Source organism: Sulfitobacter sp. W027, from assembly GCF_025143985.1.
Lineage (GTDB): Bacteria > Pseudomonadota > Alphaproteobacteria > Rhodobacterales > Rhodobacteraceae > Sulfitobacter.
The window spans coordinates 2,533,121-2,556,698 of the sequence record NZ_CP083564.1; the positions used below are offsets into that span (position 1 = coordinate 2,533,121).

A 23,578-nucleotide genomic window follows, 5' to 3' on the forward strand; every position below is an offset into this window, starting at 1 on the left:
ACCATGACAAGCGAAGTACGCGTACCCACGCTGGGCGAATCCGTCACCGAAGCCACCGTTGCCACATGGTTCAAGAAGCCCGGCGATACCGTCGCGGTGGATGAAATGCTCTGTGAATTGGAGACCGACAAGGTCACCGTCGAAGTGCCCTCCCCCGTTGCGGGCACTCTGAGCGAGATCGTGGCGCAAGAAGGCGAAACCGTGGGCGTCGATGCCCTGCTGGCCAATGTCAGCGAAGGCGACAGCGGCTCTGCGGCCGCGCCGAAAGCCAAGGAAGCCACCGAGGATGATGAGGCCGTGTCCCAGTCCGACCGGGGCGGCGATGCGCCCAAGGCGATCGACGCAGGCTCGGCAGATGTGGCTGCCCGCGAAGGCGAAACCATTGAAGTCAAAGTACCCACACTGGGCGAGTCGGTGACCGAAGCGACCGTAAGCACTTGGTTCAAAAAGGTCGGCGACAAGGTCGAAGCCGATGAAATGCTTTGCGAGTTGGAAACCGACAAGGTCAGCGTCGAAGTCCCCGCGCCTTCCGCTGGCGTGTTGGCCGAAATCCTCGCAGAGGAAGGCAGCACAGTTGAAGCCTCCGCCACACTGGCCGTCCTGACCTCCGGTTCTGGTGCCGCGGCCCCCAAGGGCGAAGACGCCAAATCCGGTGCCGGTGCCGCGCCCGAAACCAAAGCCGCCGATGGCAAAGATGTCGAAGACGCACCTTCGGCCAAGAAAGCCATGGCCGAAGCTGGCATCAGCCGCGATCAGGTCACAGGCTCGGGCCGCGATGGCCGGGTGATGAAGGAAGACGTGGCCAAGGCCGTGGCCGCCGGCACCACCGCCGCACCGAAAGCCGAAGGCAAACCCGCCGCACCGCGCCCCGCCTCCGCCCCCGATGACGCGTCGCGCGAAGAGCGGGTCAAGATGACCCGCCTCAAGCAGACCATGGCGCGCCGCCTCAAAGAGGCCCAGAACACCGCCGCGATCCTGACCACCTTCAACGAGGTCGACATGACCGAGGTCATGGAACTGCGGAACACCTACAAGGCCGACTTCGAGAAGAAGCATGGCGTGCGGATGGGCTTCATGTCCTTCTTCACCAAGGCCTGCTGCCACGCGCTGAAGGAAATCCCCGAGGTCAACGCCGAGATCGACGGCACCGACATCATCTACAAGAACTACGTCCACATGGGCGTCGCAGCAGGCACGCCCACGGGCCTCGTGGTGCCGGTGATCAAAGACGCTGATGCGATGTCCTTTGCCGAGATCGAAAAAGCCGTAAACGCCATGGGCAAAAAGGCCCGTGACGGCAAGCTCACCATGGCCGACATGACCGGCGGCACTTTCACCATCTCCAACGGCGGCGTCTACGGCTCGCTGATGACCGCACCGATCCTGAACCCGCCGCAGTCCGGTATCCTCGGCATGGCGAAGATTCAGGACCGCCCGATGGCAATCAACGGCGAAGTCGTCATCCGTCCGATGATGTATATCTCGCTGAGCTATGATCACCGGATCATCGACGGCAAAGGGGCGGTCACCTTCCTCGTCCGCGTCAAAGAGATGCTCGAAGATCCGCGCCGTCTGTTGATGGATCTGTGATAAGATAGGGCGGGGCTTGGCCCCGCCCTGCCGATCTGCCGCTGGTGGGGTAACCCACATATTGAAAGGCTTTGATCCATGACCGAAACAACCCTCCTCGCCGCCTATGGCCTTCTCGTCATGTTGACGATCCTCTTGCAAGTGCTGGGCGCCACCCGGCAACTCTCGATGGGCTATCTCATGTCCTCGCGCGACGAGACCCGCACCACCACCGGCATGACCGCTCGGCTCGAGCGCGCGCTGAATAACTCCGTCGTGGCATTGGCGCTTTTCGCCCCTGCCGTGCTGCTGATCGAAATGCTGGGCCGCAACAACAGCGCCACGCTCTTGGCCGCGCAAGTCTTCCTGCTGGCCCGCATCATCTACGTCATCGTCTATGCGCTCGGCGTTCCGACGATCCGCACGCTGGCCTGGCTCGCGGGCTATGCCGCCACCGCCGTTCTTTATTTTCACGCGCTCTGAAAGGGCACCCAAATGCAGATGATCTGCCACTTCGACGTCACCGATTTCGCAAGCTGGAAACAAGCCTTTGACGCCGACGCCGAAGCGCGCCGCGATGCGGGGCTGTCGGTGCTGCAAATCTGGCAACACGCCGACAGCAGCAGCAAAGCCTCCGTCCTGCTCAACGTGAACGACCGCAAGAGAGCCGACGATTGGCTGTCCCGGTCCAACGCGCTGAGCAGCGACGACAAGGGCACGGTGACCAGTTCCACCGCCTATTTCGTGAAACCCGCATGAGCGTTGAGCTGACCGTCCTGACCCTCGCGGCCCTGCTGCAAGGGCTGCAATTCGTGGTCTATGCCGTGCCCGCCAACCGCGAGATCGGCTCCGGCTACACCATGTCGGCCCGCGACCGCGAGCCGAGCCGCGCACTGTCAGACCGCACTGCCCGTCTGGGCCGGGCGCTGGACAATCACTTCGAGGGGCTAATCCTGTTCGGCATTGCCGTTGGCGTGGTGCAGATGTCGGGCCAGAACACCGCCCTCACCGCCGCTTGCGCCTGGGTCTATCTGATCGCCCGCGTGCTCTACGTCCCCGCCTATGCCTTCGGGCTGCGCCCACACCGCTCGGTCATCTGGATCATCGGCTTTGCCGCGACCATGCTGATGCTGCTGGCGGCGCTCATTTAATCTATTCCCCACACCCGCAGGCAGCGGCGCTTGCACCCGATATGCGCGCCGCATACCTTGCCTGCAACAGCAGACTGCTAAGGAGACTACCCATGTCGAGCTATGATGTCATCGTGATCGGCTCCGGCCCCGGCGGCTATGTTGCCGCCATTCGTTGCGCCCAACTGGGCCTGAAAACCGCCTGTGTAGAGGGCCGAAAGACGCTGGGCGGCACCTGCCTCAACGTCGGCTGCATCCCCTCCAAGGCGCTCTTGCACGCCACGCATATGCTGCATGAGGCCGAGCATAATTTTGACGAGATGGGCCTCAAAGGCAAAGCACCTTCCGTCGATTGGAAGCAGATGCTGACCTACAAAGACAAGACCATCGAGACCAACACCAAGGGCATCGAATTCCTGTTCAAGAAGAACAAGATCGACTGGCTCAAGGGCTGGGGATCGATCCCCGAAGCGGGCAAGGTCAAGGTCGGTGATGAGGTCCATGAGGCCAACAACATCATCATCGCTTCCGGCTCCGAAGCGGCCTCCCTGCCGGGCGTCGAAGTCGACGAGAAAACCGTCGTCACCTCCACCGGTGCGCTGGAACTGGGCAAGATCCCTAAAAAGATGGTCGTCATCGGCGCGGGCGTCATCGGGCTGGAACTAGGCAGCGTCTACGCGCGTCTGGGGACCGAAATCACCGTGGTTGAATTCCTTGATGCGATCACTCCCGGCATGGACCCCGAGGTGCAAAAGACCTTCCAGCGGATGCTGAAAAAACAAGGTATCAACTTTGTCATGGGCGCCGCCGTGCAGAAGACCGAAGTTGCCAAGGGCAAAGCCACGGTCAGCTACAAGCTGCGCAAGGACGACAGCGAACATGAGATCGAGGCCGACACCGTGCTCGTCGCCACAGGCCGCAAACCCGTTGTCAAAGGCTTGGGGCTGGATGATCTCGGCGTCAAGATGACCGAGCGCGGCCAGATCGCCGTGAACGAGCATTGGGAGACCTCCGTCAAAGGCGTCTACGCCATCGGTGACGTGATCGAAGGCCCAATGCTGGCGCACAAAGCCGAGGACGAGGGCATGGCCGCCGCCGAAGTCATCGCGGGCAAACATGGCCATGTGAACTACGGCGTGATCCCCGGCGTGATCTACACCCATCCGGAGGTCGCCAGCGTCGGCGAGACCGAAGCGACGCTCAAGGAAGCGGGCCGCGAGTACAAAGTCGGAAAGTTCTCCTTCATGGGCAACGCGCGGGCCAAGGCGGTCTTTGCCGGTGACGGTTTCGTCAAGCTGATCGCGGACAAGGAAACCGACCGCATCCTCGGCTGCCACATCATCGGCCCCGGCGCGGGCGATCTGATCCACGAGGTCTGCGTGGCGATGGAGTTCGGCGCCTCGGCGCAGGATTTGGCGATGACCTGCCACGCGCACCCAACCTATTCCGAAGCCGTGCGCGAAGCCGCACTGGCCTGCGGTGACGGGCCGATCCACATGTAAGCGACTGGGGCGGGCCAAAGGTCCGCCCTTTTTCGTTGCGCGTAGGACGCACGCTCAGACAACCCGATCTTTACGCCCCTGCCCTACAACCCTCTACGTCGCGACATTCACGGAAGACGAGGCCCCTCGGGGTCATGTCGATGCGTAGAGACATGCAGAGTGACGCCTGCTCTTTCCACCTCCCAACGGCGGCGCCGCCACTTTAACGGCTTCCTAGAGAGACAATCTTCGCATCCCGCGTAGCACTGCTACGGCGGCCTACTCGGCGTGCCGAACAAACGCGAAGGGTAGCGCCGGCCCGCGGGGTGGTGCTGAAAGCGTCGTCCCAGGGGGGCGGGTCATGCCGGAGGCGTGCCTTTGGCATGACGCTGCCCGGTGTACCACCGGGCGGGACCTTTTGAAAGGAGATCGCTTAACCGGGCCTACGCCCCTTCAGCCGGCCGCCACCCTGCCTCGCGCAGCAGCGCATCCGAGTGGCTCTCTACTTCCTGCTCCAACCGCGCCATAAAGGCGCGTTTGTCCAACCCCGGCTCAATTGGCGCGAGGAACTCCACCACAGCCAAGCCCGGACGGCGGTACAACCCTCGACGTGGCCAGAAGTAGCCTGCATTGGTCGCCACCGGCACGCAGACCTGCCCCAGTTGATCGTAAAGCACTGCCGTGCCGACCTTGTAAGGCGCGCTCAGACCCGGTGCGACCCGGGTGCCTTGGGAGTAGATCACGATCTGCCCTGGCTCCACTCGACCGGCGTTCACGTCGGCCATCATCTGCGTAATCGCCTGCCCGCGCTTGCCACGGTTCACGGCGATCATCTGCATCCGCTTGGTGTATTGCCCGATCACCGGGGTCCAGAGTACCTCGCGTTTCATGATAAATTTCGCACGCGGCAAGGCGTGGAAGATCATGATGATATCAAGGAACGACTGGTGCTTTGCCGCCACCAGAACCTCGCCATCGGGCACATTGCCCCGCACCTCGCAGCGCAGCCCGATCAGCCAGCGTGCCGACCACATGGCCCATCCAGCATAGGCCTTACAGGCGGCATAGGCCCCACGTTTTGAGAACATCGCCCATGGGGCGAAGGCCAGCCCGATCACCGGCATGGCCACGGTCACCTGAACGATATAGACGATCGACCGGATCCATTGCAGCAGCTTCATGTCAGTTCCCTCAATGTGCGCCGCGCAGCGGCCCCGGTGGCGGCAAAGGCAACCGCACCGACCAAGAAGGGCACCATAAGCGGCACCGCCCAATGCCAGCCGCGAAAGCCCAAGCCGGTCAGAAAACCGCCCGCTTCGCCTGCATCGGGCAACAAGATGATGGCCACCATGCCCAGCACCGTGCCCGCCGCCGAACCCAAAAGCGCACGCAGGGTAAAACGGCGGATGAAGGCACGGGCGATATAGTCGTCAGTCGCCCCCACCAAGCGCAGCACCGCGATCACCTGCGCATTTGCGGCCAATGCCGCCTGCGCGGCCAGTGTCACCATGGCCGCCACCGCCGCCCCAATCAGCAGGGTCGAGATCCAGCCAAGCAGCCGCAACCGGCTTGCCGCGGCAACCAGCGGCGCGCGCCAGCGGCTGTGATCGTCCAGCACGGCACCCGGCACTTCAGCAGACAGACGCAGGCGCAGACCCACCGGGTCTAACCCTTCACCTTCCTCGACCACTTCGATCAACCGTGGCACTGGCAGGCTCTCCATCGCCAGTTCCGGGCCGAACCATGGGGCAAGCAGTTCTTCCTGTTCGGCATCCGTCAGCGCGCGGGCCGAGGCGACGCCCTTGGTCGTCTGCAACACCTTCAACGCCGCCTCGGTCTGGGCGGCGCGTTGATCCAGCGGTGCCACGATGCGCACCGTGGCTGATTGCGCCAACTCCTGCCCCCAGACCTGCGCCAAGCGGCCCGAGGCGAGCGACAGCGCCAAAGCAAAGACCGCCAAAAACGCCATTGCGCCCGCCGCAAACAAGGTCAGCTGCGCCGTGAAACCCGAGGGCGGCACCACGCGGTCTGCCTGCCTGTCGCCTTTGAAAATCGCGCGCAGGGCGCCGATGTCGAACCGCTTCACAAATCCGCCCCCGCCAATTGAATGCGCCGATTGGCGATGCGCAGCACGCGGGCCTGCACATGCACTTTGGTGGCGCGGATCAGGCCCAGATCATGGGTGGCGATCAACACGGTCTTGCCCATGCGGTTCAACTCGATCAACAGGCGAAGCAACCGCTGCGACATCTCCCAATCGATGTTCCCCGTCGGCTCATCCGCCAAAATCACATCCGGCGACATGATCACCGCGCGGGCAAGGGCGGCCCGTTGCCGCTCCCCGCCCGACAGCTCAGGCGGCAGAGCGTCGGCGCGGTTGGTAAGCCCGACCCATGACATCAACTCTTCCAGATCGGTGCCCCCGGCCTCGGCCTGACGGCCAGAGACATTTAGCGGCAGCGCGATATTCTCGGTCAACGGCAGATGGTCGAGGAATTTCACGTCCTGATGCACCACGCCAACCCGGCGACGCATCAGCGCGATGTCGTCACGGCCCAGCCCGCGCACATCGGTGCCAAAAATCCGCAGATGCCCCGCCGTGGGCAGCAAGGCCCCGTAGCAGAGCTTCATCAAGGTGGTCTTGCCCGCGCCTGAGGGGCCGGTGAGGAAATGAAACGATCCGGGGGCGAGTTTCAGCGTGATGTCGGACAGCAATTCGCCCCCGCCATAGCTGTAGGCCACATTTTCGAGCTCTATCACGCAACCACCTTAAAACACTTCGACCTGTTGTGCCTCAGCACCGGAAAGGATTCAATCACTCAGAACCCCAGCACCCTGCCCAGATATCACTTTTCCTACGTTATTCTAGGACATATGCTGTCCGTTACGATCCGAGAGCACCGAACGAACCCAGGAATGACCATGCGGCTGATCTGCCCCAACTGCGACGCGCAATACGAAGTCCCCGATGAGGTGATGCCGTTGGCAGGGCGTGACGTGCAATGTTCCAACTGTGGGCAGACGTGGTTTCAGCATCATCCCGACAATGCGCCGGAAGAAGGCGACAGCGACTTTGACGAAGATTTCGACGATGACATGATGCATATGAAGCAACCCGCATCGGGTGATGCGGATGAAGAAACATCTGCGGCCAACAGTCTACCTGATCTCCAGCCTTTCGGGGATGAGGATTACGAGGACGATGGTATCGAAGACGATGCTTTTGAAGACGACAACCTTGAAGGCGGCGATTCCGAAAACGACTCCTTTGACCCGGAAGAAGAGGCTGAGCGTCCGGCACCCGCCGCCGCACCCGTGCGACGCCCGCTCGATCCTGCCATCGCGGAAATCCTGCGCCAAGAGGCCGCGGCAGAGCAAGAAGCCCGCCGACGTCGGCAGTCTGCTCCGCTGGAAAGCCAACCGGACCTTGGCCTAGATGACGCGCCCCATGCCGCGCCCAAGAAAGCCCCGCGCCCCGACATCGCCGAAAATAATCGTGTGGCTGAGGACCAAGACGCGCGCCGCGCTCATGAGGCCCGTCTGCGCATGGCCAAAATGCGCGGAGAGCCGGTTCCCGAACGCGAGAATGACGCCTACGGCAGCGCGTCGCGCCGGGATCTGCTGCCCGATATCGAAGAGATCAACTCAACCCTGCGCCACGACCGCACGCAGGGCCAGCAGGCGGGGCCAACGCCCACCGCCGCGCTCGACCGCCCTGAAAAACCGCGCAAATCCGGGGGGTTCATGCGCGGCTTCACCGTGATGATCGCCTTGGCCGCCATCTTGGCGGCGGTCTATGTCTATGCGCCGCAGATTGCGCAATCCTTGCCGCAGGCCGATCCTTACCTGTCGTCCTATGTGGCATGGATGGACGACGCACGCATTTGGCTGGACGGGCAGTTGCAAGACCTGCTGGTCTGGCTCGACACCGTGGCGACCCAGTCACAGGGCTGATCCCGCTTAGAACCGATCCAACAGTCTGTTGAGGTAATCACGTTCAACCTCGGGCCGCTCCGCCTCGCCCGAGCGGCGGCGGATTTCGTCCAGCAAACGCCGCGCGCGGCCCTGATCGTCGGGCCCCTGCGCCAGCGGCGCGTCCGAGCTATTGGCCCCATTGCCCCCCTGCTCGCGCCCCAGCGGATCGCGCGCCTCGGCCCGGCGGTCGCCCTCAGCGGTGCCTTGACCGGGCTGGCCCTCGCCCTGTTCTTGCTCCATCGCATCGCCAAGCGACCGCATCCCCTCGCGCAGGGCTTCCATGGCCTGTGCCTGATTGTCGATCGCCTCGGCCAACTCATCGCGGCGCAGGGCCTTGCCGGCGCGGTCCATCGCTTCTCCGGCGCGGTCCAGTGCATCACGCGCGGCATCCCCTTCGGGCGTGCCTTGCCCCGGCAGACGCCCTTCTTGACGACGCAACTCATCGCGCAGCGCTTGCTGACGCCCGGCCAGCCCCTCTTCGGCTCCGTCTTCGCCGGATTGGCCGCCCTGCCCTTGCTGGCCCTCATGGCTCTGACCGCGGCCCTGCCCGCCATTGCGGCCCTCGTTGCCTTCATTCTCACCCGCGCCAGTGCCGGGATTGAACTGCTCTTGCAGGTCGCGGAAGGCCTGATCGCTCAGCCCCTGTTGCTCGCGCAGGGTTTCCGAGAGTCCCTCCATCGCCTGCTCACCCGGTGAATTGCCGCCCTCGCCGGGCTGGCCTTGGGTGACGCGCATGTTCTCCATCATCTCTTGCAACTGGCGCAGCGCCTCTGCGGCCTCGGCCATGCGGCCCTGCTCCATCAACTCTTGAATACGGTCCATCATCCGCTGCAGATCATCTTGCGTCATCTGCATGGACTCGCCTTGGGGCTGCTGGCCTTCGCCATCGCCCTCCTGCGCCTGTTGGCGCTGCAGTTGCTCTAGATACTCTTCGGTGGCGCGGCGCAGCTCTTCCATCAGCTCGGCAATCTCTGCCGACGACGCGCCGTTCTTCATCGCCTCATTCAGCCGATCCTGCGCCCGGCGCATCCGCGCCAGCGCATCGGCCAACACGCCCTCTTCCAGTTCAATCGCCAACGCCCAGAGGTCTTCGGCCATCTCGGTCTTGACCTCTTCGTCCAGCCCATAACGCGCCCGGATTTCCAGACGGCGGATCAATTGCTTGAGCCGCAGAACCGTGACATCCGATCGCAGGTCCTCCCCCGGCGCATAGGTTACAGCGCGAAGCACCTGCGCGATGCGTGGGGCATTGGCCCGCGACCACAAAAGGTCGCGGCGCATCTCGATGACTGCTGCCGCCGCGGGATCGAAAAAGCGCCGCCCCGGCAGGGTCAACTGGCTCACCTCCGTCGCGGCTTGCTGTTCGGCGGCGTCGAGCACGGAAAGCTCTAGAGATACCGGCAGATTGGCCCAAGGGTGTTTCGAGAAATTCTCGATCAAGCTCTCTTCAAACTCGCGTCGATCACCGGTGATCGGCATGGGCAGCGGCACGACGATCTCGGGCCGTGTGTCAGGGTCGATGGTCAACCCATAGCGGCGGTCGACGGAGGCCAGATCAAGGCTGATCCGCGCCTCGCCTGCTTCGACGCCGTAGTCATCCCGCGCGGCAAACGGCAGGCTCATTTCGCCCAAAGCAGTCACCTCGGGCGGGCCTTGTCGCTCGATCTGCGGGGCGGCGTCGGGGAGCATTGTAATCTGCCATGCCCGCGCGCCCGGACCCTCGATGCTGATCTCGCCGCTTTGGCGCAGGGTGAAATCCTGCGCGGGCTCTGAGGTCGCGCCCCCCGCGCGGCCCGATACGGTTTCTTGCATCGTCAACGCACCCAACTCTCCGTAAAGCCGCAGGGTGATCAACGTGCCCGCAGGCAGAGACAGCGCCCCGGCCTCAAGGTCATTCAGATAAAGCGTTGGTTTCCCAGTATGGTGCGGCGGCTCGGCCCACCCCTCCCAGACCGGGCCAGAGGCCAGCGTGCCGCCCGCCCCGCCGGGGGTCAGCTGCGTCACCTCACCCAACCGCCAGACCGAGCCGAAGACCAGTGCAACGACGAAAGCCAGCAGCGCCACATAGCGCAGCGCATAGGGATCGGCCTGCGCGACCCGTAGGTCACCCTTGACCGGCTGCGCCTGCGCGGCCCGCGCGGCCATACGTTTCTGATGGGCCTGCCAGACCGCCGCCGAGGCTGTGTCGCCCGCGCCAATCGCCTGATCGTCCAAAAGCGCCCGAATGGGCCGCCCCGGCAGGCTGGCATCCAGCCGCGCCAAGGCCTCTGCCTGTGAGGGAATGCGAAAGCGCCGGAGCGCGAAAACCAATGTGCCGAGAAACCCAAGGCCCACAGCGGCCAGCACACCCCAAAGCAGATCACCGGTCAGATTGTCCTGCGCCCCCATCATCAGCAGCGCCAGCACCGCCAGCAGCAGCGTCAGCATCGGCCAAAGCGCCTGCACCAGCGCCTCGGCCCACATCCCCGCCCAAGTCAGCCGCAAGGGCCGCCGCAATGCGCGCAGCCCGTCTGTCTTGTCAGTGGATGTTTCCATGCGTCACGCTCCGGTGGCCCGGCGGCGGGATGCCGTCAAAGCCATTCAGGGATGGTATCGCGGTTTATCATTTCGTCAAAGCTTGGCCGTGGGCGGATAACCGCGAATTGATCGCCATTGACCAGCACCTCGGGGATCAGGGGCCGCGAATTATATTCGCTGCTCATCACTGCGCCGTAGGCTCCGGCAGAGCGGAAGGCCACCAGATCACCCGACCCCAGCACCGGCATCATCCGCTGTTTGGCGAACGTATCGCCGGATTCGCAAACCGGGCCGACGATATCCACCGGGCGCGGCTCTGCCCCCGGCGCGGGTTCATTCAGCGGCACGATGTCATGCCAAGCGTCATACATGGCGGGGCGGATGAGATCGTTCATCGCGGCATCAAGGATCAGGAAATCGCGGCCCTCGCCGGATTTGAGGTAGATCACCTCGCTCACCAAGACGCCCGCGTTGCCGGCAATCAAACGGCCCGGCTCAATCTCAATCTCGCATTCCAGATGCCCCAGCGTGCGCTGCACCATCGCGCCGTAATCCGTGGGCAGTGGCGGGGCGGAGTTGGAGCGTTCATAGGGAATGCCCAAGCCGCCGCCAAGATCCAGCCGCCGGATGTTATGCCCATCGGCGCGCAGCACTTCGGTCAGTTCCGCCACTTTGCCGTAGGCCTGCTCAAAGGGGGCGAGATCGGTCAACTGGCTGCCGATATGCACGTCGATGCCGACGATCTCCAACCCCGGCAGATTGGCCGCCATGGCATAGACTTCGCGGGCGCGGGCGATGGGGATGCCGAACTTGTTCTCGCTTTTGCCGGTGGCGATCTTTGCATGAGTTTTCGCGTCAACGTCCGGGTTCACGCGGATGGTGATCGGGGCCACTTTGCCCAACTCACGCGCCACGATATCAAGCAGGATCATCTCCGGCTCGCTCTCAACGTTGAACTGCCGAATGCCGCCCGTCAGCGCCAGTTCGATCTCATCGCGGGTCTTGCCGACGCCGGAGAACACGATCTTATCCCCCGGCACCCCTGCCGCCTTGGCGCGGCGGTATTCCCCGCCCGAGACCACATCCATCCCCGCGCCCGCCTGCGCCAGTGTGCGCAGAACGGCTTGGTTGGAGTTGGCTTTCATGGCGTAGCAGACCAAGTGATCCATGCCCGAGAGCGCGTCGTCAAAGAGGTGGAAATGGCGCAGCAGCGTGGCGGTGGAATAGACATAGACCGGCGTACCGACGGCGGCGGCAATCTCGGCCAGGCTTACGTCTTCGGCATGCAACACACCGTCTTTATAGAGAAAATGATCCATCTGCGCTTGGCCCCATGTCGTCGCCGCTTATCTGATGGGCGCTGTCCGCAGGAAAAGATAGAGCGGCAGGCCACAGCTCACCCCAATACAGAACGTGGCGGGAATGGCAATCAAGCTGAGGAAATTCCGGCGCACGGCGACCTCGGCGATGATCCAGATGGTCAAAGTGACGGCAGCGATGGTCAGATCCCAGACCAGCCCGCTGGCGGCGGCGTTGGCGTGCCAGGCATCGACCATGGCGCTGAGGCTCCAGCCTTCGGCGTTGAACCATGTGACGAAGTAATACATCGGATGGATCGTGCCCCAGACCGCGAGGGCGAGGTAGAGCATGCGCAACGGTGACATCAGAAGGTCTTTGCCACGCCGACGGTGGCATAGCCCGACAGGCTGATCCCCGGTTCGGCTGGCGGTGGCGCCTCTTGCCGCGCGGATGGCTGCGGCGGGGTGCAAGCGGCCAAGCCAAGCGTCCCGGCCACCAGCGTAATTTGCAAAAGTGGCTTCACGACCCGACCCCAAGTGCCAGCGAGAACGGCCCGCGCCGCAGACCCACAGCCGTGCCGACCGACACGCCCGACGACGACATGGTGATCGTGCTGCTGGCTGTCGGTTTAACTGGTTCGCCATCCGCGCCGCAGGCGGCAAGGCTCAGCAAAGCAAGGGTCGCGAGGGCGCGTTTCACTTCAGGATTTCCTTCCAACGCTCGACTTGGGCACGCACCTGCGCAGGGGCGGTGCCGCCATAGGACATGCGCGAGTTTACCGAGTTTTCGACGCCGAGCACATCGAAAACGTCCTTAGTGATCTCGGCGTGCACCGATTGCATCTGTTCCAGCGTAAGGTCCGGCAAATCGCAGCCCTGCGCCTCGGCCATGGCGACCAGCGTGCCGGTCACGTGATGCGCGTCGCGGAAGGGCAGACCCGGCACGCGCACCAGCCAGTCGGCCAGATCGGTGGCGGTGGAGAATCCCGAGCCCGCAGCAGCGGCGAGGTTCTCGCGCTCCGCGGTCATATCGCCGACCATTCCGGTCATCGCGGCCAGCGCCAGCATCAGGTTATCGGCAGCGTCGAAGACCTGCTCTTTGTCTTCTTGCATGTCCTTGGAATAGGCCAACGGCAGCCCCTTCATCACGATCATCAACGCGGTGTTCGCGCCGAAAATGCGGCCCACTTTAGCGCGGATCAACTCAGCTGCGTCGGGGTTTTTCTTCTGCGGCATGATGCTTGAGCCGGTCGAGAAGCGGTCCGACAGCGCCACGAAGCGGAACTGTGCCGAGGACCAGATGACTAGCTCTTCAGCAAAGCGCGACAGGTGCATGGCGCAGATGCTTGCCGCGCCCATGAATTCCAACGCGAAGTCGCGGTCGCTGACGGCGTCGAGGGAGTTCGCGGCGGGGCGGTCAAAGCCGAGCGCTTCGGCTGTCATGTCCCGGTCAATCGGGAAGGACGTGCCAGCCAGTGCGGCGGCCCCCAGCGGGCATTCGTTCATACGGCGACGCGCATCGCGAAAGCGCGACAGGTCGCGGCCAAACATCTCAACATAGGCCATCATGTGATGGCCCCATGTGACTGGCTGCGCGGTTTGCAGATGGGTAAAGCCTGGCATCACCCAATCGGCGCCCGCCTCGGCTTGAGACAAAAGCGCGCGGACCAGCGCTTGCAGACCCTCATCGGCGGCGTCCAACTGATCGCGCACCCAGAGTTTAAAATCGGTCGCGACTTGGTCGTTGCGCGAGCGGCCCGTGTGCAGACGGCCTGCGGGCTCGCCAATCAGGTCTTTCAGCCGCGCCTCGACGTTCATGTGGATGTCTTCAAGCGCTGCCGAGAACTCAAACTTGCCCTCTTCGATCTCTGACAAGATCGTGAGAAGCCCTTCCCGTATCGCGTCAGCGTCGTTATCAGTCAGGATGCCCGTGGCTGCCAGCATGGCGGCATGGGCACGCGACCCGGCGATGTCTTGTGCGGCCATCCGTTTGTCGAACCCGATCGAAGCGTTGATCGCCTCCATGATCGCGTCCGGTCCGGCGGCGAAACGGCCACCCCACATTTTGTTCGAGGTCGTGTCGGTCATGTTGAATACCCTTGGAGGGACGTATGAAAAATCTCGTGCTCGGCTTCGTTTATACGCTGCTTGTCGCAGGTGCAAACCCCGCCCTTGCCGGAACGGCTGACATCGCGGGGCTGCGCGACGGGGACATGAAGAAACTCGTGATCCATGACGCGCCGCAAGCGGCTTCTGACGTGACTTTTGAGCGTGAGGACGATGGCGAGGCAATGTCGCTGGCGGATTATGAAGGCAAGATCGTGTTGGTGAACTTCTGGGCCACATGGTGCGCACCCTGCCGCAAGGAAATGCCGCAGTTGAACGCGCTGCAAAAAGAATTTGGCGGCGATGATTTTCAGGTGCTGACCATCGCTACGGGGCGTAATTCAGAGGAAGGGATCAAACGTTTCTTCGAGGAAGCGGGCGTCGACAGCCTGCCGCGCCACCAAGACCCGAAGCAAAAGCTCGCCAGCCAGATGGGCGTGTTCGGCCTGCCGATCAGCGTATTGCTAGACCGTGAAGGGCGTGAGATTGCCCGGTTGCAGGGCGATGCGGAATGGGACTCTGAGAGCGCGCGGGCGATTATCGCAGCGCTGATTAAAGAAGACGCCGAAAGCTAAAGCCCTCACGTAGGTCGGGCGTCAGCGCCCGGCCCTTACGCCACATGCCGCAGGATCGCCGCCTCAGACGTGCTGAGATTGCGACGTGCGAAGCCACCGTAGCTGTGCGGATCAGCCGCCAGCTGCGGATGCGCCGCAAGCAGACGCGCCCGGTCCTGCGCGCCAAGACTGGTGAGCGGGGCTGCGGCGGGATGAAAGCTCTCGGTCTCGACCCCGTTGGCCCACATCACCTGATGCTCGGCCAGCAGCACATGGATATAGGTCACCTCGCGCAGGGACATATCGCTGGCCACGCTGTGCCCGTTGATCAGGTCTTTGGCCGCGACCAGCACCTCGTCACAGTTGAACAGATCACGGGCCTGCCGGCCTTGCAGCACGATCCGGTGGTCGGGCGAGACCAGCAGCGGGGCATCGGGCTGCGCAATTCCCAAGGCACCCGGGCGGAACCGCACGGGCCGCAGATGCGGCATGGCATGCAGCCGCGCGCCGCTCATCCGGCGGCTGCCGATCCACTCCAGCGGCTGCGCGCCATTGTCCTTGGTCTGGATCAGATCACCCTCGCGCAGCTCTTCGATGAGGGCGCTGCCCATGGGCGTGCGAATGCGGGTGCCGGGGGTAAAGCAGATGACAACGCGACTCTCGGCCTCCAAGAGCCTATCACGCTGCGGTTTTATGGTGCTGTGCATCACCCACAGTTCGCAATCACGCGGCGGCAATTCATCGACAAACATCAACAGCGGCGTGCGACTTTGGCCTGCGTCAATCAACGTGACTGTGTAGATCCGCGCGCCATTGGTGACCATGAAACTGTTGCCGAGCGGTGGGGCGGTATGGTCGTTACACAGAGCTTTGGGCGGCATAACGCCCCCCTCTTCCAGCGCTGCGCCGATCAGGCGTTGCACCATGCGAGCCGCGCGTTTGCGCAGCTGCTCTGCCCCGTCCGCCATATCCAGCCGCAATACATCATTCGGCCCATCCACGCGGAGAGTATCCCCGCGCCACGCCCAGGCAGAGCCCAGTTCGAGCGACTGCACCGGCGCGGCCTCCAGACCGTCGATCTCTGTTTGCGACCAGCTGATGACAAACGTGCCTCGAAAGCCCGTTTTCATTATTGCTCTGCCTACCTCACGTATTTTTATTAACGCCAGCCTAACAAAGCCGCTGCCCTCGCGGAAGATGGCATGAATGTGGCAGTGCAACCTGTTGCAATTTGATCTTCATCCGCCCAGACGGACGGCGGCGCCCAGAACGCTTGTAAATCGCCAGCGTCTTGGTAACGTTATCCGGATAAAACAGCCGGAGGCACCGCATGTCGGAAGAAGTACCCCCCACCCCGTCGCGCCGGATCGTCTCTTCGCGGCATTTGGCCGAGGGCGATGGCTGGGAAGCGTCCGAGCTCGAATACGGGATGATCATCGCCTATAACGCCTTCACACGCTGGATGTCGCGCTGCATGGCAGCGGCGGGCAATGGAGACCTGACACCGCTGGAAATTCTCGTGCTGCACAACGCCAATCACCGGGGCCGGGAGAAGCGGCTGACGGATATCTGTTTCCTGCTGAACATCGAAGACACGCATACGGTGAACTATGCGCTGCGCAAACTGGTGAAAGCGGAACTGCTAAGTGCCGAAAAACGCGGTAAGGAGGTGTTCTATCGCACCTCCCCCGCCGGGGCCGAGCTTTGCGAAGCCTATCGCGCGATCCGTCAGGCGTGCTTTCTCGACGGGTTGCCGCGCACCGATATCTCCGGCGAGGAACTGCGCAAGATCGCGGCTCAGCTTCGGGCGATGTCGGGGCAATATGACCAAGCGAGCCGCGCGGCGGCGTCGCTGTAGAGCATGGGCGCGAGGGCTGCCCCCCGCGCCAGCTAAAGCTTAGATCAACGCGGCAATGGCACGCGCGGTGTCGTTCATGCGGTTTGAGAAACCCCATTCATTGTCATACCAGCTGACCACACGGATCATGCCGCCATCGGTCACCCGCGTCTGCTCGGGCGCAAGGGTCGAGGAATGCGGATCGTGGTTAAAATCAGCCGACACCAGCGGCGCGGGCTCATAGGCCAAGACGCCCTTGAGCGCGCCATTGGCCGCCTCTTGCATCGCCGCGTTCACCGCCTCCACCGTGGCGGGTTTCTTAGGCATGATGGACAGGTCCACGAGCGAGACATTGGCCGTCGGCACCCGCACGGCAGAGCCTTCAAGAACCCCTTTGAGATGCGGGATCACTTCGGAAATTGCAGCTGCAGCACCGGTTGATGTGGGCACCATCGACAGGGCGGCGGCGCGGCCACGGTAAGGGTCGCGGTGCGGGCTGTCATGGGTCGGCTGGTCGCCGGTATAGGCATGGATCGTGGTCATATAGCCGGTCTCGATCCCGAAGGTGTCGTCGAGCACTTTGGCCACCGGGGCGAGACAGTTGGTGGTACAAGAGGCGTTGGAGACGATGACGTCTTCGGCAGTCAGTTCCTGATGGTTCACCCCGTAAACCACGGTGCGATCCACGCCCTTGCCCGGGGCCGAGATCAGTACCCGCTTGCTGCCGTTTTCCAGATGTTTCGCTGCCGCATCGCGCGTGGTGAAGAACCCGGTGCACTCATAGGCGACATCGACATCACCCCACGGCAGTTTCGCCGGATCACGCTCTGCCGTCATGCGAATGGTCTGACCCGCCACATGCAGATTGCCGTCTTTCAACTCGGCATCCGCGGTCAGGCGGCCATGGACGGAGTCGTATTTCAGGAGGTGCAGCAGGTTCTCGGCATCGGTCAGGTCGTTGATGGCAACGACTTCGATCCCGTCAAAGCCGTTCTCGATTAGCGCGCGCAACACGCAGCGGCCAATGCGGCCGAAGCCGTTGATGGCGATTTTTGTGGTCATGGTGAATCCTCCGGTGGCCCAGTTTCGGGCAGATTGGCACAGTTAGCGCTAACATAACAGCAGGTGCGGAGGAGTTCAATCGGGCATAGAAACGAAAACGGCGCCCGCTGGGGGGGCGCCGTCCTAGGTGTCGGTAAACGCTAGGTTTATGAATGTGCGCTATGGCGACGGCGCACGCTGTCGGGCCGCCCGGGCAGGTTCAGCCGCGCGTCGTTGCGCGCCTGTTGTGAGATGACGCGGCCCTTGGCCACCACGCAAAGCCGGTCAGGCCGCAGGCGCAGCGCCTCAATCGGGTTGCCCGCGTCAAGCACCACCAGCGAGGCGGTCGCGCCGACCTTGAGGCCGTAATCCTGCAAGCCCAAAATCCGCGCGTTCACATTCGTCACCATGTCAAAGCAGCGGCGCATTTCCTCCGGCGAGGTCATCTGCGCCACATGCAGCCCCATGAAGGCGACGTCGAGCATGTCGCCCGTGCCCATGGAATACCACGGGTCCATCACGCAGTCCTGCCCCCAGCCGACGTCGATGCCCATGGCCTGCATCTCTTTCACCCGGGTCAAGCCGCGGCGTTTTGGGTAGGTATCATGGCGGCCTTGCAGGGTGATGTTGATCAGCGGATTGGGGATCGCGGCGACCTGGGCTTCGGCCATCAGCGGCAGCAGTTTCGAGACATAGTAGTTATCCATCGAGTGCATCGAGGTCAGATGTGAGCCGGCCACCCTGCCCTGCAGCCCGAGGCGTTGGGTCTCATAGGCCAGCGTCTCGATGTGGCGCGAATGGGGGTCGTCGGTCTCGTCGCAGTGCAGGTCGACCATGAGGCCGCGCTCGGCGGCGAGCTCGCAGAGGGCGGTGACCGAACGCGCGCCGTCGGCCATGGTGCGTTCGAAATGCGGGATGCCGCCGACGACGTCGACGCCCATGTCGAGGGCGCGGAGAGTGTTCTCATGCGCCGTGGGGTCGCGGTAGAGGCCGTCTTGGGGGAAGGCGACGAGTTGCAGGTCGATGTAGTCTTTGACGGTTTCGCGCACGTCGAGCAGGGCTTCGACGCCCAGAAGCCGGTCGTCGCAGGTGTCGACATGGCTGCGGATCGCCAGGAGGCCCAACGAGGCGGCCCAGTCGCAGTATTCCAGTGCGCGGGCTTTGACCTCGTCTTGGGTCATGACCTCTTTCAACTTACCCCAGAGGCCGATGCCTTCGAGCAGCGTGCCGGAGGCATTGATGCGCGGGGTGCCGTAGCTGAGGGTGGCATCCATGTGGAAATGCGGGTCGACGAAGGGTGGGCTGACGAGGTCGCCGCTGGCGTCGATGGTCTCGCGGGTTTCAGCGGTGGAGAGGTCCTCGATGGCGGCGATGCGGTCGCCCTTGATGCCGATGTCGGTGGTGCGGCCATCGGGGAGCGTGCCGCCTTTGATGATGAGGTCGAACATGGGTTGGTCCTTATTGCGGAGGGCGGTGCGGCCTGCGGTCGGAGGGAAGGGTTGCAAAAGGTCGCTGCGTTCAGCGCTCCCCTTTGTTGAAGGGCACCATCAGGGCCGCTGGCACCTGCGCCCGGCGCGACATAATCACAAGCGCGAGGATCGACAGGATGTAGGGGGCCATCAGGAAGATCTGGTAGGGGATATCGGCACCCAACGGCGTCTGCTGCACGCGGATTTGCAAAGCGTCGAAGGCGGCGAAGAGCACCGCGCCCAGAAGCGTTTTGCCCGGTTTCCACGAGCCGAAGACCACCAGCGCGATGCAAATCCAGCCGCGCCCATTGACCATCTCGAAGAAAAACGAATTGAAGGCGCTCATCGTCAGGAACGCCCCGCCCACGGCCATGAACCCGCTGCCGACCATCACCGCGCCGATGCGGATGGCCGAGACGCTGAGCCCCTGCGCCTCGACCGCCGCCGGGTTCTCGCCCGCCGCGCGCAGGGCCAACCCCATGGGCGTGCGGTAAAGCACCAGCGTCACCAGCAGCACCAGCACAAAAGCCAGATAGGTCAGCGGGGTCTGGTTGAAGAGCGCGGGGCCGATCACCGGAATCTCCGACAGAAGCGGGATTTCCAATGGCTGGAAGGCCTCGATCTTGGGCGGGGAGGTGACCTCAGGCAGCGCCAGACGGTAGCAGTAGTAAGTCAGCGATGTTGCCAGCAGCGTGATGCCAAGGCCGACGACATGCTGGCTGAGGCCGAAGGGCACCGTCAGCACGCCGTGTACCAGCCCGAAGGCCATGCCCGAGAACATCGCCACCGCGACGCCGAACCACAGCCCGCCGCCGAGGTAGACGGTGAGCCAACCGGCAAAGGCACCGACGACCATGATCCCCTCGATGCCGAGGTTCAGCACCCCGGCCCGTTCGCAGATCAACTCGCCCAAGGCGGCAAAAATCAGCGGCGAGGCGATGCGGATCGCGGCGGTCCAAAAGCTCGCCTGAAGGAGGATGTCGAAAATGTCCATCAGTCGCGCCTCACCCGAAATTTCGTGAGCATGATCGCCAGCACCATCGCCAGAAGCGCCAGCGCCAGCATGATGTCGGCCAGATAGGTCGGCACGCCCGCGGCGCGGCTCATGCTGTCGGCGCCGACAAAGATGCCCGCCACGAAGAGCGCGGCGACGACCACGCCAAGCGGGTTCAGCAGCGCCAACATAGCGACAATAATGCCGGTGTAGCCAAAGCCGGGCGAGATATCCAAGGTGAGGCTGCCTTTCAGCCCCGCGACTTCGGAAAAGCCCGCGAGGGCCGCGAGGCCGCCCGAGAGAAGTGCGGTTTTGATCAGCACACGGTTCACCGGGATGCCCGCGAAGCGTGCCGCTGCGGGGTTGAGGCCCACGGCGCGCATCTCGTAGCCCAGCGTGGTGCGGCGTTGGATGACCCAGACGACGATGGCCGAGATTAGCGCGAGGCCAAAGCCCCAGTGCAGGCGCAGCCCGTCGGCGATGCGGGGCAAGCGCGCCTCGGCGATCAGCCGTGCGGATTTGGGCCAGCCGAGGCCCATCGGGTCTTTTAACGCGCCTTCGAGCAGCATGGAGACCCAGAGCAGGACGACGAAGTTCAAGAGCAGCGTGGTGACAACTTCGTCGACGCCAAAGCGGGTCTTGAGGAAGGTCGGCACCAACAGCACCACGGCCCCGGCGAGCATGGCGGCGACGGCAATGGTCGGCAGCAGCGCGAAGCTAGGCCACGCCAGCGCACCAGTGCCCAAGACCACCGTCACCACCGCGCCCATGTAAAGCTGCGCCTCGGCACCGATGTTCCACAGTTTAGCGCGGAAGGCGACGGCGACGGCGAGGCCGGTGAAGATCAGCGGCGTGGCGCGGTTCAGCGTTTCCAAGGTGGCGAATTTGGAGCCAAAGGCCCCTTTGACAATCAGTCCAAGCACCGAAAACGGCTGCGCGCCTGCGACCATGGCCAGCAGCGAGGCCGCGACCACCGTGGCGAAGAGCGCCAGTGCGGGCAGGCCCAGAGAACGGGTCCATGTGGGGTTGGCGATGGGTTCAAGCCGCATGGGGGGCCTCCTCAAAACCGTCACCGGCCATCCAGACGCCAAGCTCGGCGGGGGTGAGCGCACCGCGGGCGAACCCGGGCGAAAGGCGGCCTTCGGAGATCACGTGGATCACGTCCGACAGCGCCGTGACCTCGTCGAGGTCTTCAGAGATCAGCAGCACGGCCGCGCCCCGGTCGCGGGCGGCGAGAAGTTGTTCGTGCACGTAGGTCAGCGCCCCGATGTCAAGGCCCCGCACCGGCTGGTTGGCCAGCACCACCGAGGGCGCGGTTTCCAGCACGCGACCAAGGATCAGCTTTTGCATGTTGCCGCCTGAGAGCAGCCGGATGCGGGTTTCGGGGCCGGGGCAGCGGACGTCGTAGCCTTGGATGATCTTGGCGGCGAAATCACGGGCGGCGCGCCAGTTCATCCAGCCGTGGCGGGAGAAACCGGGGCGGGAATAGAGCTCGAGCACCGCGTTCTCGGTGAGGTCGAAATCCGCGATGGTGCCGGTCTTGTGGCGGTCCTCGGGGATGCGGGCGATGCCCGCCCCGATGGCGGCATGGGGCGACCAGCCACGCGGGGTCGCACCTTTCACGTGAAACGTGCCGGAGGCGGGGCGGATGAGACCGCCGATCAGGTCCGCAAGCGCCGTCTGGCCGTTGCCGGAGACCCCGGCGAGGCCGGTGATCTGGCCCGCGCGCAACTCGAGATCGACATTCTTCAGCCCCGGAGCGCTGCCGACGTCGGGCGTCGAGACGCCTTCGAGCGTCACCAGCGCGGCACCGGGATCAGCGCGGCGCACCACGGGGGCGGCGATCTCGGAGCCGACCATCATCTGCGCCATGGCGGCGCGGTCAGTCTCGGCTGTCTTGGCTTCGGCCACCAGCTTGCCGTGGCGCAGCACGACGACGCGGGAGGAGATCGCCATGACCTCGTGCAGTTTGTGCGAGATGAAGATGACCGAGAGGCCAAGCGCCACGGCTTTGCGCATGGTGGCAAAGAGGTCCTCGGTCTCCTGCGGGGTCAGGACGGCGGTCGGCTCATCCAAGATCAGGATACGCGCCTCGCGGTAGAGGGCTTTCAGGATCTCGACGCGCTGCCGCTCGCCCACGCTGAGGCTGCCGACCTGCGCCTCGGGGTCCACGCGCAGACCGTAGTCCGCCATCAGCGCCACGATCTTCTGCCGCGCCTGGGCGCGGCCAAAGCCGGGGCGCCAAAGCGAGCGGGTGCCGAGCACGATGTTTTCCAACACGGTCATGTTGTCGGCCAGCGTGAAATGCTGGTGCACCATACCCACGCCCGCGGCCAGTGCGGCACGCGGGTTTCCGGCTGGCAGGCGCTCGCCAAAGACTTCGACATGACCTTCGTCCGGCGTGTAATGGCCAAACAGGATATTCATCAGCGTAGTCTTGCCCGCGCCGTTTTCGCCCAGCAGGGCAATGACTTCGCCCTGCCGCAGATCAAAGCTGATCGCGTCATTGGCGGTGAGTTTGCCAAATCGCTTGGTAATGTTGTCGAGGCGCAGGACAACTTGCGCCTCGGGGTTTTGATCGGTCATTTAGGAAGACTTCGGCTCTTCGTCGTTGATATCGACGGTGAAAGAGCCGTCCTTGATCGCCTGCTCGCGCTCTTTCATCATGTCCATCGCCGCCTGCGGGACCTTGCCTTCGAAGGTGCCCAGAGGGGCGAGCGAGGAGCCGCCCTCGGACATGAAGGAATAGCGGCCATAGTCGTCGGCCTTGAACGCGCCTGCTTTGACCGCGGCGATTGCGGCATCGAGGGTTGGCTCGAAGTGCCACAGGGCGGAGGCGACGACGGTCTCGGGATATTCGGCTTGGGTGTCGATGACGTTGCCGATCGCCAGAACGCCCTTCTCCTGCGCCGCGTCCGACACGCCGAAACGCTCGGCATAGAGGACGTCGGCCCCCTGCTCGACCATGGCGAAGGCGGTTTCCTTGGCTTTGGGCGGATCGAACCAAGAGCCGATGAAGCTGACCTGGAACTTGATCTCGGGGTTCATCTCGCGCGCGCCGGCCATGAAGGCATGCATCAGGCGGTTCACCTCAGGGATCGGGAAGCCGCCGACCATGCCGATGTTGCCACTTTCGGTCATGGCACCTGCGATGATGCCCGAGAGGTACGCGGCGTCTTGGATGTAGTTGTCAAAGACGGCGAAATTGGGCAGCGCCTCGTCTTGCTTGAAGCTGGAGCCCATCAGGAAGGCGACCTCGGGGTAGTCGGCGGCGACCTCGCGCGCTTCGGCCTCGGCACCAAAGACTTCGCCGACGATCAGCTGGTTCCCGGACTCGGCATATTCGCGCAGCACCCGGGCGTAGTCGGTGTTGGAGACATTTTCGGTGAAGGTATATTCGATGTCGCCGCGCTCCTGCGCGGCTTCGGCCGCTTTGTGGATGCGGCTGACCCATTGCTGTTCGACAGGCACGGTATAGACGCCAGCGACTTTCAGCGGCTCGGCAGCCAGTGCGCCCTGTGGCAAAAGGCTGACCCCGGCCAGCATGGCCGCCGTGCCCAATAGGAAGCGGCGTGTGAGATTGCGTTGTGTCATGTTCTGTCCCCCG

Annotated in this window: 24 protein-coding genes; 8 read left to right on the top strand and 16 right to left on the bottom strand. The window is 63.7% G+C overall.

Annotated features, from left to right (window positions below):
- Positions 1-3 precede the first annotated feature (3 nt).
- The 5 genes from odhB to lpdA all read left to right on the top strand — a co-directional run bounded on the left by odhB (position 4) and on the right by lpdA (position 4,201).
- Positions 4-1,590, top strand: a complete 1,587-nt coding sequence (gene odhB, locus K3759_RS12480; RefSeq protein WP_259982234.1) for a 2-oxoglutarate dehydrogenase complex dihydrolipoyllysine-residue succinyltransferase — start codon at positions 4-6, stop codon at positions 1,588-1,590.
- Positions 1,591-1,668: 78 nt separating this feature from the next.
- A complete protein-coding gene (locus K3759_RS12485; protein ID WP_259982235.1) occupies positions 1,669-2,052 on the top strand; it encodes an MAPEG family protein in 384 nt (127 codons plus the stop codon).
- Positions 2,053-2,064: 12 nt separating this feature from the next.
- Entirely contained in the window at positions 2,065-2,328 is a 264-nt protein-coding gene (locus tag K3759_RS12490) for a hypothetical protein (RefSeq protein ID WP_259982237.1), read from the top strand.
- The gene (locus K3759_RS12495; RefSeq protein ID WP_259982239.1) at positions 2,325-2,720 is read left to right on the top strand and encodes an MAPEG family protein; all 396 of its coding nucleotides are present in this window, start codon (positions 2,325-2,327) and stop codon (positions 2,718-2,720) included. Before K3759_RS12490 ends, K3759_RS12495 begins: the two co-directional genes overlap by 4 nt.
- A 92-nt stretch (positions 2,721-2,812) precedes the next feature.
- Positions 2,813-4,201, top strand: coding sequence for a dihydrolipoyl dehydrogenase (gene lpdA, locus K3759_RS12500; protein ID WP_259982240.1), 1,389 nt, complete (start codon positions 2,813-2,815; stop codon positions 4,199-4,201).
- A gap of 422 nt (positions 4,202-4,623) precedes the next feature.
- On the opposite strand, the gene K3759_RS12505 is transcribed toward lpdA, so the two are convergent.
- Genes K3759_RS12505 through K3759_RS12515 form a run of 3 tightly spaced genes read right to left on the bottom strand, consistent with a single transcriptional unit; the run spans position 4,624 to position 6,940 of the window.
- Positions 4,624-5,361 carry a 1-acyl-sn-glycerol-3-phosphate acyltransferase gene (locus K3759_RS12505; RefSeq protein WP_259982242.1) on the bottom strand — a complete coding sequence of 246 codons (738 nt, stop codon included), beginning with the start codon at positions 5,359-5,361 and terminating at the stop codon, positions 4,624-4,626.
- A complete protein-coding gene (locus K3759_RS12510) occupies positions 5,358-6,266 on the bottom strand; it encodes an ABC transporter permease (protein ID WP_259982245.1) in 909 nt (302 codons plus the stop codon). Before K3759_RS12510 ends, K3759_RS12505 begins: the two co-directional genes overlap by 4 nt.
- Positions 6,263-6,940, bottom strand: coding sequence for a cell division ATP-binding protein FtsE (locus K3759_RS12515; protein ID WP_259982248.1), 678 nt, complete (start codon positions 6,938-6,940; stop codon positions 6,263-6,265). The genes K3759_RS12510 and K3759_RS12515 overlap by 4 nt, the downstream gene beginning before the upstream one ends.
- Before the next feature lie 162 nt (positions 6,941-7,102).
- On the opposite strand from K3759_RS12515, the gene K3759_RS12520 reads away from it, so the two are divergent.
- Positions 7,103-8,134, top strand: coding sequence for a zinc-ribbon domain-containing protein (locus K3759_RS12520; RefSeq protein WP_259985639.1), 1,032 nt, complete (start codon positions 7,103-7,105; stop codon positions 8,132-8,134).
- Positions 8,135-8,140: 6 nt separating this feature from the next.
- Here K3759_RS12520 and K3759_RS12525 read toward each other — a convergent pair whose 3' ends face one another.
- From K3759_RS12525 to argH, 6 genes are read right to left on the bottom strand one after another with little or no spacing between them, the layout of a single operon-like run.
- Positions 8,141-10,690 (bottom strand): DUF4175 domain-containing protein, encoded by a 2,550-nt coding sequence (locus K3759_RS12525; protein ID WP_259982250.1) that lies wholly within the window; start codon positions 10,688-10,690, stop codon positions 8,141-8,143.
- A gap of 35 nt (positions 10,691-10,725) precedes the next feature.
- Positions 10,726-11,991: a diaminopimelate decarboxylase gene (gene lysA / locus K3759_RS12530; RefSeq protein ID WP_259982252.1), complete on the bottom strand. Its 1,266-nt coding sequence runs from the start codon at positions 11,989-11,991 to the stop codon at positions 10,726-10,728.
- A 27-nt stretch (positions 11,992-12,018) separates the two neighbouring features.
- Positions 12,019-12,336 carry a DUF2834 domain-containing protein gene (locus tag K3759_RS12535; protein ID WP_093928401.1) on the bottom strand — a complete coding sequence of 106 codons (318 nt, stop codon included), beginning with the start codon at positions 12,334-12,336 and terminating at the stop codon, positions 12,019-12,021.
- Positions 12,336-12,494: a hypothetical protein gene (locus tag K3759_RS12540; protein ID WP_259982254.1), complete on the bottom strand. Its 159-nt coding sequence runs from the start codon at positions 12,492-12,494 to the stop codon at positions 12,336-12,338. Before K3759_RS12540 ends, K3759_RS12535 begins: the two co-directional genes overlap by 1 nt.
- Positions 12,491-12,670 (bottom strand): hypothetical protein, encoded by a 180-nt coding sequence (locus K3759_RS12545; protein WP_067628460.1) that lies wholly within the window; start codon positions 12,668-12,670, stop codon positions 12,491-12,493. The genes K3759_RS12540 and K3759_RS12545 overlap by 4 nt, the downstream gene beginning before the upstream one ends.
- A complete protein-coding gene (gene argH, locus K3759_RS12550; RefSeq protein ID WP_259982256.1) occupies positions 12,667-14,058 on the bottom strand; it encodes an argininosuccinate lyase in 1,392 nt (463 codons plus the stop codon). The genes K3759_RS12545 and argH overlap by 4 nt, the downstream gene beginning before the upstream one ends.
- 23 nt (positions 14,059-14,081) lie before the next feature.
- On the opposite strand from argH, the gene K3759_RS12555 reads away from it, so the two are divergent.
- Positions 14,082-14,651 carry a TlpA family protein disulfide reductase gene (locus tag K3759_RS12555; protein WP_259982257.1) on the top strand — a complete coding sequence of 190 codons (570 nt, stop codon included), beginning with the start codon at positions 14,082-14,084 and terminating at the stop codon, positions 14,649-14,651.
- 35 nt (positions 14,652-14,686) lie between these two features.
- On the opposite strand, the gene K3759_RS12560 is transcribed toward K3759_RS12555, so the two are convergent.
- Positions 14,687-15,760, bottom strand: a complete 1,074-nt coding sequence (locus tag K3759_RS12560; RefSeq protein ID WP_259982259.1) for a Hint domain-containing protein — start codon at positions 15,758-15,760, stop codon at positions 14,687-14,689.
- 200 nt (positions 15,761-15,960) lie between these two features.
- Here K3759_RS12560 and K3759_RS12565 point away from each other — a divergent pair, with 200 nt between their 5' ends.
- Positions 15,961-16,488 carry a winged helix DNA-binding protein gene (locus tag K3759_RS12565; protein WP_067262160.1) on the top strand — a complete coding sequence of 176 codons (528 nt, stop codon included), beginning with the start codon at positions 15,961-15,963 and terminating at the stop codon, positions 16,486-16,488.
- 39 nt (positions 16,489-16,527) lie between these two features.
- Here the strand turns inward: K3759_RS12565 and gap are convergent, their stop codons facing one another.
- The 6 genes from gap to K3759_RS12595 form a co-directional block, all read right to left on the bottom strand.
- Positions 16,528-17,529 (bottom strand): type I glyceraldehyde-3-phosphate dehydrogenase, encoded by a 1,002-nt coding sequence (gap, locus tag K3759_RS12570; RefSeq protein WP_259982261.1) that lies wholly within the window; start codon positions 17,527-17,529, stop codon positions 16,528-16,530.
- A gap of 146 nt (positions 17,530-17,675) precedes the next feature.
- Positions 17,676-18,956 carry an amidohydrolase family protein gene (locus K3759_RS12575; RefSeq protein ID WP_259982263.1) on the bottom strand — a complete coding sequence of 427 codons (1,281 nt, stop codon included), beginning with the start codon at positions 18,954-18,956 and terminating at the stop codon, positions 17,676-17,678.
- Between the two features lie 70 nt (positions 18,957-19,026).
- Entirely contained in the window at positions 19,027-19,971 is a 945-nt protein-coding gene (locus tag K3759_RS12580; RefSeq protein ID WP_259982265.1) for an ABC transporter permease, read from the bottom strand.
- The gene (locus tag K3759_RS12585; protein ID WP_259982267.1) at positions 19,971-21,020 is read right to left on the bottom strand and encodes an ABC transporter permease; all 1,050 of its coding nucleotides are present in this window, start codon (positions 21,018-21,020) and stop codon (positions 19,971-19,973) included. The genes K3759_RS12580 and K3759_RS12585 overlap by 1 nt, the downstream gene beginning before the upstream one ends.
- Positions 21,010-22,557, bottom strand: coding sequence for an ABC transporter ATP-binding protein (locus K3759_RS12590; protein ID WP_259982268.1), 1,548 nt, complete (start codon positions 22,555-22,557; stop codon positions 21,010-21,012). The genes K3759_RS12585 and K3759_RS12590 overlap by 11 nt, the downstream gene beginning before the upstream one ends.
- Positions 22,558-23,565 (bottom strand): BMP family protein, encoded by a 1,008-nt coding sequence (locus K3759_RS12595; protein WP_259982269.1) that lies wholly within the window; start codon positions 23,563-23,565, stop codon positions 22,558-22,560. It lies immediately after the preceding gene.
- Between the last annotated feature and the right edge of the window lie 13 nt (positions 23,566-23,578).